Source organism: Chryseobacterium sp. 'Rf worker isolate 10' (assembly GCF_050753305.1).
Lineage (GTDB): Bacteria > Bacteroidota > Bacteroidia > Flavobacteriales > Weeksellaceae > Chryseobacterium.
This window is the reverse complement of sequence record NZ_JBOZOF010000002.1, coordinates 508787-524574: the sequence shown is the minus strand read 5'-3', so window position 1 is coordinate 524574 and position 15788 is coordinate 508787. Positions and strand designations below refer to the sequence as shown.

The window sequence follows — 15788 nt, the reverse complement described above, 5'->3', positions numbered from 1 at the left end:
CGAACGTTCGCTAAATTTATTTAAAAATTATTATGCGAATAATCGCATTTAATTATTTATATTTGAGTAATGAATTCAGAAAGCGACTTTATCAAAACAGTTTTCGGACTAAAACTGAAACAGCAGAGGCAAAAGAAAAACTGGTCTCTGCAGGATCTTGCTGTAAAGACAGGATTATCAAAATCTTATCTCAACGAAATTGAAAACGGAAAAAAATATCCCAAGCACGATAAAATCATCCAGCTTTCTGAAGCGCTGAACTGTACTTTTGATGATCTGGTTTCTACCAAGCTGGATAAAAGTCTGGCACCTTTCAACGAAATTCTTCAGTCTGATTTCTTCAAAGAAGTTCCGCTGGAACTATTTGGGATCAATAAAAATAATCTCATCAGTATTATCAGCGATGCTCCGAAAAAAGTAACTGCTTTCATCAATGCCTTAATCGAAATTTCTCAGAATTATAATCTTGGAAAGGAAAGATTTTATTTTGCGGTATTGAGATCATTTCAGGAATTGTATGATAATTATTTTCCGAAAATTGAGGAAAAAGTAGATTTGTTTACTCAGGAAAATCAGTTACAAATAGGAAAAAACTTGAAGTCTGATATCCTGGAGAAAATTCTTGCGGAAAAATTCAGTTATACCATTCAATCTGAAAATTTTGAGAAATATGGGACTCTGGATAACCTTCGTTCCCTTTTTATTCCTGAGAAAAAATTATTACTGCTGAACCAAAAACTGGAAAAAGACCAGAAAACTTTCATTCTTGCAAAAGAAATAGGATTCAACGTTCTGGAGTTAAAAAATCGTCCCAATACCTATTCATGGCTTGACTTTGGAAGTTTTGAGGAAATCCTGAACAACTTTTATGCATCTTATTTTGCAGGAGCTTTGTTAATTTCAAAAAAATCAGTCATTGAAAAGGCTTCAGAATTTTTCCAGCAAAATAAATGGGAACCGAAAAGTTTCGAGAACCTCATCGACAGCTTTACCCGATCGCCTGAAACGTTTTATTACCGTCTTACCAATATTCTTTCAGCTGAGATGGGAATCAAAGACCTGTTTTATCTGTGCCTTGTAAAAAAGAAAAATTCAGATAAAATTCAGATTTTAAAAGAGCTTCATCTGAACCATCAGCAGGCACCTCATGCCAACGCAACCAACGAACACTACTGCAGAAGATGGATTGCCGTAAAAAATCTTGACCATTTAAAAGAAAATGAAACCCTGACGGATGCTCAGATTTCCCATTATAAAGATCAGGGAATAAGTTATCTGGTAATTTCTACCTCACAGAAAAATCCTTTTTCCGATGGGAGCAACAGAAGTTACTGTCTCGGTATTCTGCTGAATTCACAAACGATCAAAAAAATAAGTTTTATCAAATCTCCTTCTTTAAAAACGATTAATGTGGGAGTAACCTGTGAATCCTGCAGTATTGCAGATTGTGAAGTGAGACAGGCACCACCGGTAAGGCTGGAGAAGGAACATTTTAATCTGAGCATGAAGAACTCCGTGGAAAAGATCAGGAAGAGTTTTGAAGGTATTTAAACGTGAATGATGAATTGTCAATACGCTTCACTTGTGAATTTTGTGCATGTTTCGGGATGCGTGATTCGGGGTTGTGAATAATCCATTAGTTATTTTTTAATCTATGACTTACCTGTTGATTCTGCAAAGCAAAAATTGACAATTATTTTTATATCTTAGTAAAAACACACTTATGATATTAGATTTATTGTTTCCGAACCGCTGCACTCACTGCAACAGAATCACTGATCCTGAATTTTTGGTTTGTGATCTTTGCTTTAGCCAGATTCATTTTACCCATTACAATTATTTTGAAAATAATCCGATTAAGGAAAAATGCAGTTTATTCTTTCCGGTTGAAAATGCCTTTGCTTTAATACAGTTCGAAGAAGAAAGTTTAAGCCGGAAGATTGTTCATGAACTGAAGTACAAAAGCCGTGAAAAAGTGGGAAAGATTATTGCGGGCTGGACAGCAGAGCGGCTGGATTTCAAGAACGAAAAACCCGATTTACTGGTAAGTGTACCTCTTCACTCAAAAAAACTGAAGGAACGCGGATACAATCAGCTTCATTTATTTACAGAAACTCTATCTTTATTTTATGACATACCTTTCGATCATCAGTTAATCAAAAGAAATCATTATTCCAAAGCACAGGCTCTAAAGGATAAAAAACACAGGCTGGAATCTATCAACACTTTTTCCGTCACCAAACCTGTAACAGGAAAGCATATTCTTCTGATTGATGATGTTTTCACAACAGGAAATACAGTTTCATCGGTTGCATGGGAGATTTTAAATGCAGGGAATAATAAAGTGAGTGTTTTGGTAATGGCGGAGGATGTTTGATGTGAAGCGTGAGTTTGGTTGTATGGTGCGTGTGTCATATTCAAAAATATTCTCAAACTCTCAGACCCTAAAACTCTCAAACATTCACAGATACTTATCCAATCCATTTTCGCTATTCAATTCTTTTTCCTAATTTTCCGGAAACTAAACAACTATGCCCAATTTACTTTTACTGCACGGAGCTTTAGGTCACAGCGACATATTCAAGCCCTATCTGAACTCTCTGTCCCAATCTTTTACGGTACATACTCCTTTGTTTTCAGGACATGGAAATCAGGAGCTTCCGGCAGACGGCATCACTATTGAAAAGTATACTCAGGAATTATCCGAATATTGTAAAGTGAACAACTTAACGGATGTATCCATTTTCGGACACAGCATGGGAGGCTATGCTGCACTTTGTTATGCCATGAAAAGTCCTGAAAATGTAAATTCTATTATAACATTGGGAACAAAGTTCGACTGGACTGAGGAACAGGCTTTGAAAGAAAGTAAAATGCTTAATCCCGATGTGATTCTTGAGAAAATTCCGCAGTATGCCCAAGTTTTAGAATCGCAGCACGGAGCAAAATGGAAACAGCTTCTTCCTGCTATTGCTGATTTAATGGTTGATTTAGGCAAAAATCCTCCTCTGGAAAATAATTTCACTTCGATCAATATTCCTACTCAAATTATGGTGGGTGATAAAGATAATATGGTTACCATCGAAGAGAGTATAAGGGTTTACAGAAGTCTCCCAAATGCAAAATTGGCCGTACTTCCGGATACAAAACACCCTATGGACAAAGTACGACCTGATTTATTATTGAACTTAATAAAAGATTTCTGGAATCTTTCTTAATTTATCTCTGAAGTTTTTCTCCGTAGCTAAGATCTCCGGCATCTCCTAATCCGGGAGTGATATACCCTTTTGAAGTTAAATGTTCATCAATTGCTCCTACCCAGATATGAGCTTCAGGATAAGCATTCTGAATGGTTTCCACGCCTTGTTTTGATGCAATGGCTGCTACAATATGGAGCTGGGTTGGATTTCCGTTGGTTAACAAATCTTTGATCGCTTCAATAAGGGAAGCACCTGTTGCCAGCATGGGATCTGCTACAATCAGTGGTCTGCCTTCGATGCTTGGGCAAGTCAGGTAATCCTGTTTAATTGAGAAATAATCGTTGGCATCGTGTTTTCTGTAAGCTGCCACAAAACCACAGTCTGCTCTGTCAAGGTAATTTAAAATTCCTTCAAACAATGGAACTCCTGCTCTCAGAATAGTAGTAATAACAGGCTGTACAGCAATTTCTCTGCTTTTTATTGTATCTAAAGGAGTTTGAATTTCAACTTCTCTGTACTCCAGTCCTTTACTGATTTCAAAAGCGGCAATCTCTCCGATTCTTTCCATATTTCTTCTGAATCTCATTCGGTCATGCTGGATGTCAACGTTTCTTAGTTCGTTGATCCATTCATTAACAAGAGAAAAGTTTTGCGATAAAATAGTAAGCATGAAAATTTTATTTTTTTTTAATTTCAGTTAATTGATATTAATTCCTGCAAAATTACAACTAAAAAACGAATTGAAAGATCGGGCTTGCGGAGAAATAAAGTATATTTATAAAAATATTCCCAACATATTATACTGTAATTTTTTAATGATGAAAAGCCTGATTTTAGGAAAGATCAGTCCGGAGTTTATCAAAGAAGAAACTCTGCCTGAATTACTGGTTCCCACCTTTGAAAAATATAAAGATAAAACAGCCTTTATATTTAAAGATAAAAAAATATCCTATGCTGAGCTGGACAGCTGGAGCAATGCAATAGCCCTTCAACTGCAGGATCAAGGTGTACAGCCTGGTGACCGTGTAGGGATATGGTATCCCAGAAGTCTGGAACTTCCCGTAGCCATACTCGGAATTTTGAAAGCCGGTGCAGCGTACATTCCATTAGACCGCGAAATGCCTGAAGACAGGATTAAAAAGGTTTTTACAGATATCAATGTCAAGACGTATTTTTCAGATACGGATGCTCATATTCACTGCCAACCGCTAAAAATCGCTCAACAGCCTAAGAATTCTGTTTCTTTACCTGCCGTAGATTTTACACCTGACAATTGGGCATATGTATTATTTACCTCCGGCAGTACAGGAAATCCAAAAGGGATTCCTATTTCCCACCGGAATATCTGCCATCTGATCCGTTCCGAAGAAGATTTTATTGGTATAAAAGATACAGACATTGTTTATCAGGGGTTTTCTGTATCTTTTGATATGTGGTGCGAAGAAGTATGGATCAGTCTCTTTTCGGGAGCCACCATATGGATAGCTGATGCCACGACTGTAAAAGCGATCGATGAACTGAGTGATGTTTTAACAAAAAATAACATTACAGTACTTCACGCAGTCCCAAGTATATTGGCTATTATTGATGAAGTTCCTGCCATCCGGCTGATCAATACAGGAGGTGAAGCATGTACAAAACAGGTACAGGAAAAATGGGCAAAACCGTATAGAATTTTCATCAACAGCTATGGCCCTACAGAAACTACGGTTTCATCCAATATGGCTCAACTGAATAATCAACAGGAACTGACCATTGGCCCTCCTCTTCCCAATTATCATGTTGCCGTAGTGGATGAAAGCATGAATATTGTTCCACGGGGAGAGCGTGGCGAAATGATTATTTCCGGCCCGGGAGTAAGCAATGGGTATTTCAATCTTCCCGAGCTTACTGAACAGAAATTTTTACCTAATCCTTTTCCGGAAGATCTTCCCGGAGACAAAATTTACAAAACCGGAGATGCGGTCATCATCAGGGAAAACGGATTCATTGAGTTCCAAGGAAGAATAGATGATCAGATCAAGCTGCGCGGCTACAGAATTGAGCTTGGTGAAATAGAATCGAGGCTCAATCAGCTTCATGATGTATCTTCAGCTGCTGTGGCTGTGAAGGAAGATTCCAACGAACAGGGACAACTTGTAGGATATGTTGTAATGAACAGTGAATCTTCTTTTGATGAAAATGAAATGCGGAAGGAACTGGCAAAATTCCTGGCTCCTTATATGGTTCCTATTTCTATTGTTCTGATGAAAGAAATGCCAAGGATGCCAAGTGGTAAAATCGATAGAAAACGACTTCCGATTCCCGAAAGTTTTATCAGCCATGAGAAAAACGAAGAAATAAAAATTGATCATGAAGCGCCTATAGAGGAAAGACTTATTCAGACTCTGAAATGGGTGTTTCCGGGAAAAGAAATTAACCTGAATCAGGATTTTTTCACTGATCTGGGTGGACATTCTCTACTGGCAGCAACACTGGTTTCTCATCTTCGTCAAAAAGCTGGAATCCCTACTGCTTCATTAAAGGAAATCTATGAAAACCGACCTTTATCAGCTTATTCTGAATGCCTTAGAAATAAACATACTCAGGCAGCATCTCATCAGGAGCCTTTTCAAAGGGTTTCAACATTCCAGTATATTGCCTGTAATATAGCTCAGACGATCAGTCTAATGGCTGTATTTGCATTATTAAGTATTCAGATATTTTTTCCTTATTTAAGTTATTATTATTTTCAGATTAACGGATATGGACTGCATTATGCTCTATTAAGTGCCGTTTTACTGTATACCTTGATTCCTCCTGTATATTCCATCATTATTGTTCTTACCAAATGGCTTGTGATTGGAAAAATAAAAGAAGGAGATTATCCGCTCTGGGGTTGGTATTACTTCAGATGGTGGCTATGGAAAACAATTAAAAGGCTAATGCCTTCTGAGTTTATTGTAGAAACTCCTTTATATCCGAAATATTTAAAATTACTGGGTGTAAAGGTACACCCAAGTGCCCAGCTGAGCCTTCTGCCGATTGCAGCAGAAGATCTTGTGACCATTGATGAAAATGTAAATACCAGTTCTGGCTGCAGCATAGATAATGCTTCTGTTGAAAACGGAATGTTAAGAATAAGAAAAGTACATATAAAAGCACATGCTTATCTGGGATCTTCTGTTATTGTATGTGGAGACACTGAGATTGAACAATTTGGAGAACTTCAGGACTTAAGCTGTCTGAATGAAGGTGGAAGGATCGGGTTTGGAGAAGTATGGAACGGCAGTCCTGCCGAAAAAGTAAGAGTAAAATCCGGTGAAGAAATTGAAGTTCCTCAATTGACTTCAGCAGGAAAAAGAAACAGGTTTGCATTATTGTATGCATGCTCGTTGTTTTTCTTCCCTCTTCTTATTGTATTACCTTTAGCTCCTACCCTTTATACTTTGTATTATCTGGATGACCGTTCAGCTGATTACAATTTTTATTATTTGTGGCAGGCCCCGATACTTTCTACAGTATATATTTTATTATTTATAGGAGTGGTAAGTATTCTGACCCGTATTTTACAGTACAATATGAAACCGGGCATTTATCCGGTGTACAGTTTTATGTATTATAAAAAATGGATAAAGGATCAGATTTTCAACCTATCTCTCATTATTGTACATCCACTTTTTGCCTCTATTTATATCAGTAAGTTTTACAGAATGATGGGAGCAAAGGTGGGGAAAAACTCAGAAATATCGACTGCAAGTGATGTTTCTCACCATCTTTTGGAAATTGGTGAAGGCTCGTTTATTGCTGACGCAGTAATTCTTGGAGAACATGATGTAAGAAATGAAAAATTAATTTTATCTAAAACCACTATCGGAAACAACAGTTTTGTAGGAAACAGCGGCCTGATTCCTCAAGGATATGAGCTAGGAAACGATATGCTGATTGGTGTACTGAGTAAAGCGCCTTCGGAAGAACAATTGAAAAATTCCAGTGAAAAAGACTGGTTCGGATCTCCTCCCATCGGTCTTCCTTCGAGACAGAAATCTGAAGTATTTCAGGATAATCTTACATATAATCCGCCATTCAAACTTAAGCTTGCAAGAGCTATTGTAGAAGGAATCAGGATTATTCTCCCACAGACTGTAGTGATTATCTGCAGTGTATTATTTATTGCCTATACAAGTACTTATCTGGAAGGGAACATTCATTATCTTATCTTACTGGCTCCGTTTTATTACCTAGGGCTTGTTGCCTTACCTTCATTTTTCTTCACCGTAATATTGAAGTGGATATTGATTGGAAAATATAAAAAAACTGAAATGCCAATGTACAGTATAAAAGTTTGGTTGAGCGAGGGAATCACTACTATTTATGAAGCACTTCCTGTACAGTTTTTCCTTGACTTCCTGCGAGGTACATTCTGGCTTCCATTCTTTATGAGATTTTTAGGCGTAAAAATTGGAAAAAGGGTGTGGCTCAATACAACTGACATTACCGAGTTTGACATGGTATCTATCGGAGATGAAACTATGCTGAATGAAGATTGCGGCCCTCAAACCCATCTTTTTGAAGACAGAATTATGAAAATTGGAAGTGTAAAAATTGGCAGCCAGACTACGATCAACTCAAGAACCATTATTTTATATGACAGCGAAATTGGAAATAATGTCAATATAGATCCACTTTCTCTGGTGATGAAAGGAGAAGTTCTTTCTGACAATACATCATGGTACGGAAGTCCGTTGAGAGGGAAGTAATTATGCGGGAAGCTGGAGGCTGGATGATGGAGGTGATGAAAGCGAATAAAAGGAATAAATGTCTTTTTATTGAGCTTTTATTTTAAAACAACAGGTATATTATCTGTCACAGGTTACCCCCATCCTCCCTCTTCCAGCCTCCAGCTTCCAGCAAATTTAAAAAAAACATCATTATGAATTATTCCATCAAAAAAATAAAAATCGCTGAAAATCTTCCTATTGTAGATGAATTGGTAGGAGAACTTCATATTTCGGAAAAAGAAATAAATAACAAAACGGCTGACTGGAATCAGATCCGGGAAAACTACCTCCGTTTTATGGCTGAATGTGAGGAAGAAAATGACGGAACTTTTCTTATTGCTGAAATTGATGGAAAAGCTATTGGTTTTCTATTCGGATATATTGATGAAAAAGACGACAGTAATTTTGAACTTGGAGAAGGAGATGACCTGTATGTATCTGAAGGATATGTAAAAAAAGAGTTTAGAAAACAGGGAATCTACTCTGCTCTTAACAAAGCATTTGAAGAAGCTTATACAAACTATAAAATTCGAAAAATCTACCGCTATACCCTTTGTACCAACGACACCATGCAGCGCTGGCTGGCTTCTCAAGGATATAAACCCGTAAGACTGGTCTATGAAAAATGGATGTAGACTAAAATAAAAGACTCCGGCAAGCTTCGCTTGCCGGAGTCTTTTTGAACACTCGTTCTTATTATTTTTGTCTGAAATATACTTCAATTGGAACTCCGGTAAATCCGAATTGTTTTCTCAACTGATTTTCAGTAAATCTCTTATAAGGTTCTTTCACATACTGTGGAAGGTTACAGAAAAATACAAACTGTGGCGACGGCGTAGGAAGCTGAACACAGTATTTGATTTTAATATATTTTCCTTTCAATGCTGGTGGTGGTGTATTTTCAAAGATCGGAAGCATCACTTCATTCAGTTTTGAAGTTTTGATTTTCTTCTTACGGTCTTCATAAACCTCCATTGCCAATTCTACTGCTTTTAAGATTCTCTGCTTCGTTAAAGCTGAAACAAACAAGATTGGAATATCCTGGAACTGACCAATTTTATCTTTGATTGATTTTTCGAAATCACGCATTGTATTGGTCTGCTTGTCTTCGATCAAATCCCATTTATTTACAAGAATTACAATTCCTTTTCTGTTTTTCTGAGCCAGTCCGAAGATGTTCATATCCTGAGATTCCCATCCCTGTGTAGCATCTACCATGATGATCACGACGTCAGAATATTCAATAGAACGGATAGATCTCATTACAGAGTAGAATTCAAGGTCTTCATTTACTTTAGACTTTCTTCTCATCCCTGCTGTATCTACCAATACAAACTCGTGTCCGAATTTGTTGTATAAAGTCTGAATACTGTCTCTTGTAGTTCCTGCGATATCTGTTACGATATTTCTTTCAACATCCAATAGAGCATTAGTCATCGTAGACTTTCCTACATTTGGACGACCTGCAATAGTGATTTTTGGAAGCCCTTCAAAAGGGTCTTTATATTCTGTAGTAGGAAAATCTTTTACAATATCATCTAACAAATCTCCTGTTCCAGAACCTGTAGCAGAAGAAAGTGTATAATATTTGTCTATTCCTAATTGATAAAATTCTGTTGCAGGAAGTTCTTCTTTTGCAGAATCTACTTTATTAATAACAATATAAATCGGTTTGTTGGATCTTCTAAGAAGTGTGTAAATTTCGTAATCTGTATCGGTAAGCCCTTCTTCCACATTCATCATAAAGATAATGGAAGTTGCTTCATCAATCGCCAATTGTACCTGCTTACGGATTTCCTCTTCAAAGATATCATCTGTACCTACATCATACCCTCCTGTATCAATTACAGTAAAGTCTACCCCATTCCAGTCTGATTTTCCGTAGTGACGGTCTCTGGTAACACCGGCTGTAGAATCTACAATGGCTTCTCTTCTTTCTAATAAACGGTTAAAAAGCGTTGATTTTCCTACGTTAGGACGTCCAACGATTGCAACAATATTTGACATAAAAAATGTTTAATAATCCTTTTGCTTTGCTCAAGGATATGTTATTAATGGGTTACTCCAACTTTTGGAGCCCAATTTTTTGCAAAGATAAGATTTTATTATTTAACAAAGGTTTTAAGTAAGGAGGTTGGAGGAGGGAGGCTGGAAGTTACTATTTAAGGGATAAATCATCATAACTATTCCTATAAAAAATTAAATGGATAAGATTTAAAAACCTCTTATTTCCGGATAAAAGCAAAATTTCTTATATTTTTATTGAAAAAATAATTATTTGGATATCAATAAGTAATGCTATTTAAGCTTCTATTATGTTAATTAATCTTTAATTTAGATTTTCATATTTAAAATAAATTCTATAATTTCGCAACATAGAAACAGACCTATAGTGTAACGGTAGCACTCCGGTTTTTGGTACCGTCAGTCGGGGTTCGAATCCCTGTGGGTCTACAAACCATCCTTTTTTAAGGGTGGTTTTCTTTTTTTATTTTGTATCTGAAATGAATGGTAATACATTTGTTTTATATATTCATGATAAACAAAAAAGACAGCATTTCTGCTGTCTTTTCCTTTTTCATTTTATTTATTAAACCAGATCAAACCTGTCCAGATTCATCACCTTTGTCCATGCTGCTACAAAGTCATTTACAAATTTACTTTGTGCATCAGCACTTCCATATACCTCAGCGATTGCTCTTAATTCAGAATTGGATCCGAAAACAAGATCTGCACGCGTTGCTGTCCATTTTGGCTGACCGCTTGAACGATCAGTTCCTATGTACAGTTGTTTATCCTCTGACATTGCTTTCCATTGTGTTCCCATATCCAAAAGGTTCACAAAGAAATCATTGGTAAGAACTCCCGGACGGCTGGTGAATACACCATGTTTTGAACCGTCAAAATTGGTATCTAAAACACGCATCCCTCCTATCAGTACTGTCAATTCAGGGGCAGTAAGCGTTAACAACTGTGCTTTATCAATCAATAAAGATTCTGTAGAAACCGTATATTTTCTTTTAAGATAATTACGGAATCCATCAGCTGCAGGCTCTAGGTACCCCATAGATTCTACATCAGTCTGTTCCTGAGAAGCATCCATTCTACCAGGAGCAAAAGGAACTTTCACATCCTGACCCGCATTTCTTGCAGCAGACTCTACAGCAGCATTACCTGCCAATACAATTAGATCTGCCAACGATATTTTTTTACCTCCGCTTTGAGAGTCGTTGAATTCTTTTTGAATTCCTTCCAATACTCCCAATACTTTGTTCAGCTGTGAAGGGTTATTCACCTCCCAGTTTCTTTGAGGCTCCAGCCTTATTCTGGCACCGTTAGCACCACCACGCTTATCACTTCCTCTGAAAGTAGAAGCAGAAGCCCAAGCCGTAGAAATCAGTTCAGTATTGCTTAATCCTGAATTTAAAACTTTTGATTTTAATGCTTCCACATCATTACCATCAACCAATTCATGGTTCACTTCCGGAATAGGGTCCTGCCAGATCAGCTCTTCCTGCGGTACATCCGGCCCTAAATAGCGGGCACGCGGCCCCATATCTCTGTGCGTCAGTTTAAACCATGCTCTTGAAAAAGCATCGGCAAACGCATCAGGGTTTTCATAAAAATGTCTTGAAATTTTTTCGTAAACAGGATCCAGTCTCAATGAAAGGTCTGTTGTAAGCATCGTTGGTCTATGCTTTTTATTAGAATCAAATGCATCAGGAATGATCTCTGCACCATCCTTTGCTACCCACTGGTGAGCTCCGGCCGGGCTTTTCGTTAATTCCCATTCATTTTCAAAAAGGTTTTTAAAGAAATAATTACTCCATTCGGTCGGAGTTTCAGTCCAGGTTACTTCCAAACCACTGGAAATAGCGTCTCTTCCGCTTCCTGACTTATAAGTACTCGCCCAGCCTAATCCCTGCTGTTCAATTCCAGCTCCTTCAGGTTCTTTGCCTACATGATCTGCAGGACCCGCTCCGTGGGTTTTACCGAAGGTATGTCCTCCGGCAATCAGAGCAACCGTTTCTTCATCATTCATCGCCATACGACCGAAAGTATCGCGGATATCTTTAGCTGCAGCAATAGGATCAGGATTTCCGTCCGGACCTTCAGGGTTTACATAAATAAGCCCCATTTGTACCGCTGCCAATGGATTTTCAAGATTTCTTGAATGAATATCTCCGTCTGCATTATCATCGGTAGGAAGAACTGCTGAGTGTCCCTCTGGTACTCCTTCTGAACCGTGAGCATAACGTAAATCACCTCCCAGCCATGTTTTCTCTGATCCCCAGTATATATCAGCATCCGGTTCCCAAACATCTGCACGTCCTCCTGCAAACCCGAATGTTTTAAAGCCCATTGATTCAAGAGCAATATTTCCGGTAAGGATCAAAAGGTCTGCCCATGAAATGTTTCTTCCATATTTTTGTTTGATCGGCCACAATAATCTTCTTGCTTTATCAAGACTTACGTTATCCGGCCAGCTGTTTAATGGTGCGAAACGCTGCTGTCCTGCTCCTGCTCCACCTCTTCCGTCACCTATACGATACGTACCTGCACTGTGCCATGCCATACGGATAAACAGAGGTCCATAATGACCAAAGTCTGCCGGCCACCAATCCTGAGAATCTGTCATTAATGCATGAAGATCTTTTTTTACAGCTTCCAGATCCAGGCTTTCAAAAGCTTTAGCATAATCAAAATCCTTATCCATAGGATCTGAAAGGGAAGAATGCTGGCGCAGAAGATCTACTCTAAGCTGATCTGGCCACCAATCAGAATTTTGAGTTCCGCCACCTGCTACACTCTTCTTCATTGTTCCGTTATGAAACGGGCATTTACTGATGTCATTCAAATCGTTTTCCATTTTCGTTTATTTTATTTTTATATTGATTAATACAGTTTAATTTCTCTGTTGTAAGAATAAGACAAACCTACAACGTTTGATCGATAAATACAATCTATTAATTTTTATTTCAACGATAGTTAAAAACTATAAACAAGCTTTTCCGGCAGCATTACAGCTCAGGCATAATTGTGGTATTAAGTTAGTAATTTTCAAATTAACTTAAATAAAAACAGCAGTATACATTGCAATTTAGAATTACTCAACGTAAGAAATTAAAAGAGAGAGGAAGCTTGATGCTGAAGGAAGGAAGTTTTATGATCGCGAAAAAAATATTACTTCCAGAAGCACTCCCAACCTCCTTCTTCCAGCTTCCCTTTATCTCACTAAAAATAAATTAACTACCTTTATATGGATGAAATATGAAACACCTGCTATGAAAAAAATAATTGTTATCCTACTTGTTGCGTTTATTATTATCCAGTTTTTTCCGATCGATAAAACGAATCCACCACCTACACCCGGTATGGATTTTCTTAAGATTAAAAATACTCCGGAGAAAATTGCCCGTACCCTCAGAACGTCATGCTATGACTGTCATTCCAATGAAACAAAGTATCCATGGTACAGCAATATTTCCCCGGCTTCATGGTGGGTAAAAAATCATATTAATGAGGGCAGAAAACATCTTAATTTTTCTACCTTTGCAGTATATGAACCTAAAAGACAGATTCATAAGCTGGAGGAATGTATAGAAATGGTGGAGAAAAAAGAAATGCCGCTTGGGTCTTATTATCTGGGACATCAAAACGCTAAACTTTCGGATGAGCAGCGTGCAGATCTTGTTCAATATTTCAAAAAAGTGAAAGAAGATACGGAAAGAGGAATCATGTTTAATAAATAAAGTCGTGGAAAACTGGGAAAATAAACATATTGTATTTTTTGATGGAGATTGCGGTGTCTGCAATTTCTGGGTACAGTGGATTTTGGAGCGGGATAAGAAAGACCAATTCATGTTTGCTTCTCTTCAGTCTGATTTCGGACAGCAGTTTTTATCCGAAAGAGGCTTGGAAACGAATGTTTTCAATACGATGTATCTCTGGAAACCCGGACGCTATTACCAGATCAAATCAAGGGCAGTGCTTGAAATCGCTAACTTATTGGGAGGTATTTATAAGCTTTCCTTTATTGGAAAAATAATGCCTGCATTTTTAAGTGACAAAGTGTATGATATCATTTCCAGAAACAGGATGAAACTGGCCAATCAGAAATGTTATTTACCGGATCAGCATCAGAAGAAAAAATTTATTCAGGTGTAATTATTCTTACAAAATTTCATTCAACTTATAAAAATATCATTCCGTAAGAGTTTCCTACAATATGTATTATAAATAATGCATTGTAGAGATTCCTACGGAATGACAAATAAGACGTATAGTTGTTTTTGTTTAATGTTTAATGTTTAATGTTTAATGAAAATTAAGCTGAAGAACAGTCTCTTACCAACTTTATCAATTATCAATTATTACCCATTACTTATAAATTCAGCGACCACACAGAATAAGAATTCGGCGGACACTGGATTTTCACCCATTTGTCTCCCTGAGTTGTTGGATACCAGCTTGAATTTCCTGTGAAATCTTTAATCTGCTGGCTGCTCCAATTGGTTTCTATCCATCTTTCCTGCCAGTTTGAGGATGTATTGATGTATACAACAAGCCCAGGATTACCATTATAACCATTACGTCTTGCGATATATTCATCGTTGTCGGTATACAGAATGGAGGTTGTTCCGGTAGCTTTATTGTTATGAATCCAGATCAGATTGTTCAGTCTTTCTTTATTAAGCCATTCTTCATAATCTCTGTAAAAAATGGTTGGATACCCTTCATGGGTTAAGATATAAGCATATGCCGGCATTTTGTTGTAAATGATATCTGTATCATGATTGGCTACAAAAGTAACTGCTTTGTACGGATTTCTTTTCCACATCATATCATCATTCAAAACGTTTAAATTTCCGTTGTCAAAAGCTTCGTCCATTTTGTAATAAGCGGCAAAATCAAATACAGAACTATTGGCATTATTGGCCCACCACTCCAGTGTATTTACATTGGAATCCCATAATTCTCCGACAGAAAATCCTCCTACTTTCGAATTCCAGGTATTCACTACCCAAGGTCCGAAACCTTTAACGTAATCAAACCTCCAGCCATCAAATTTCATCACATTTTTATAATATTTTGCGACAGAATCATCTCTTCCCCAAAGCCAGTCCTGCACATGAGGGTTGGCATGAGACAGATCCGGAAATCCGCCAAAAGCCCCTTCGTCATTATTTCCGTAGGCATTTTTATAAAAATCATTGTAATTTCTCTGAAATTTGCCGGATGCCACTCCTGAGAAATCAGTCCACGTATTCGTTCCGGTAAAAGGATTGGCTTCAGATTGTCCTCCACTGTTGTGATTGATCACAATATCTGCATACACCTGCATATTTTCAGTATGAGCTTTTGTAATCAATGCTTCCAGTTCGGCTCTGGATCCGAAACGGGTTTCTACGCTTCCATTTTGATTAAAATCTCCAAAATCATAATAATCCGTAGGATCATATCCCATAGAATAGGCTCCGTTCTGTGCTTTTGATGCCGGTGGCAGCCATACGGCACCAATTCCTGCATTGGACCAGGCTGTTAATTTGTCTTTAACCGTATTCCACCAGTTGCCGCCTTCCGGAACATCCCAGTAGAAGCCTTGCATCAGAACTCCACCTCCAGGACCCGATACAAATTTACCCTGCACAGATCCGGATTCATTTCCGGTGCTGAAAGGCCGCCCGTCATGTTGGGTAACATTTACAATTTTGTTATGAACCTCTTGCTGCTTGGAAGGCTCTGTCATTAATTCATCACTGGTCTGGCACGAGCTTGCTAATGCTAAGGCCAGCAGTGAAAGGAAAAAGTTTGTTTTTTTCATCGT

General features: G+C 37.7%; 11 protein-coding genes and 1 tRNA gene. 8 read left to right on the top strand and 4 right to left on the bottom strand.

Going from position 1 to position 15788, the window contains the following annotated elements:
- Positions 1–69: 69 nt before the first annotated feature.
- The 3 genes from LKL37_RS12330 to LKL37_RS12320 all read left to right on the top strand — a co-directional run bounded on the left by LKL37_RS12330 (position 70) and on the right by LKL37_RS12320 (position 3218).
- Complete coding sequence (locus LKL37_RS12330) at positions 70–1551, top strand: helix-turn-helix domain-containing protein (RefSeq protein ID WP_431610872.1); 1482 nt, start codon at positions 70–72, stop codon at positions 1549–1551.
- A gap of 172 nt (positions 1552–1723) precedes the next feature.
- The gene (locus tag LKL37_RS12325) at positions 1724–2377 is read left to right on the top strand and encodes a ComF family protein (RefSeq protein WP_431610871.1); all 654 of its coding nucleotides are present in this window, start codon (positions 1724–1726) and stop codon (positions 2375–2377) included.
- A 154-nt stretch (positions 2378–2531) separates the two neighbouring features.
- Positions 2532–3218, top strand: a complete 687-nt coding sequence (locus LKL37_RS12320; protein ID WP_431610870.1) for an alpha/beta fold hydrolase — start codon at positions 2532–2534, stop codon at positions 3216–3218.
- Between the two features lies 1 nt (position 3219).
- Here LKL37_RS12320 and upp read toward each other — a convergent pair whose 3' ends face one another.
- On the bottom strand, positions 3220–3870 hold the full coding sequence (gene upp / locus LKL37_RS12315) for a uracil phosphoribosyltransferase (RefSeq protein WP_431610869.1): 651 nt from the start codon (positions 3868–3870) through the stop codon (positions 3220–3222).
- A gap of 148 nt (positions 3871–4018) precedes the next feature.
- Here upp and LKL37_RS12310 point away from each other — a divergent pair, with 148 nt between their 5' ends.
- Positions 4019–7939 carry a Pls/PosA family non-ribosomal peptide synthetase gene (locus LKL37_RS12310; protein ID WP_431610868.1) on the top strand — a complete coding sequence of 1307 codons (3921 nt, stop codon included), beginning with the start codon at positions 4019–4021 and terminating at the stop codon, positions 7937–7939.
- A gap of 173 nt (positions 7940–8112) precedes the next feature.
- The gene (locus LKL37_RS12305; protein ID WP_431610867.1) at positions 8113–8595 is read left to right on the top strand and encodes a GNAT family N-acetyltransferase; all 483 of its coding nucleotides are present in this window, start codon (positions 8113–8115) and stop codon (positions 8593–8595) included.
- A gap of 61 nt (positions 8596–8656) precedes the next feature.
- On the opposite strand, the gene der is transcribed toward LKL37_RS12305, so the two are convergent.
- Entirely contained in the window at positions 8657–9967 is a 1311-nt protein-coding gene (gene der, locus LKL37_RS12300; protein ID WP_431610865.1) for a ribosome biogenesis GTPase Der, read from the bottom strand.
- 376 nt (positions 9968–10343) lie between these two features.
- Between der and LKL37_RS12295 the strand changes: the two genes are divergently transcribed.
- Positions 10344–10414: transfer RNA gene (locus LKL37_RS12295), tRNA-Gln, on the top strand.
- Between the two features lie 136 nt (positions 10415–10550).
- Here LKL37_RS12295 and katG read toward each other — a convergent pair.
- Positions 10551–12830: a catalase/peroxidase HPI gene (gene katG, locus LKL37_RS12290; RefSeq protein ID WP_431610864.1), complete on the bottom strand. Its 2280-nt coding sequence runs from the start codon at positions 12828–12830 to the stop codon at positions 10551–10553.
- Between the two features lie 415 nt (positions 12831–13245).
- Here katG and LKL37_RS12285 point away from each other — a divergent pair, with 415 nt between their 5' ends.
- Together LKL37_RS12285 and LKL37_RS12280 are read left to right on the top strand one after the other, a co-directional pair.
- Positions 13246–13713 carry a heme-binding domain-containing protein gene (locus LKL37_RS12285; RefSeq protein WP_431610863.1) on the top strand — a complete coding sequence of 156 codons (468 nt, stop codon included), beginning with the start codon at positions 13246–13248 and terminating at the stop codon, positions 13711–13713.
- A gap of 4 nt (positions 13714–13717) precedes the next feature.
- Positions 13718–14128: a thiol-disulfide oxidoreductase DCC family protein gene (locus tag LKL37_RS12280; RefSeq protein ID WP_431610861.1), complete on the top strand. Its 411-nt coding sequence runs from the start codon at positions 13718–13720 to the stop codon at positions 14126–14128.
- 217 nt (positions 14129–14345) lie between these two features.
- Here LKL37_RS12280 and LKL37_RS12275 read toward each other — a convergent pair whose 3' ends face one another.
- On the bottom strand, positions 14346–15785 hold the full coding sequence (locus tag LKL37_RS12275) for an alpha-amylase (RefSeq protein ID WP_431610860.1): 1440 nt from the start codon (positions 15783–15785) through the stop codon (positions 14346–14348).
- Between the last annotated feature and the right edge of the window lie 3 nt (positions 15786–15788).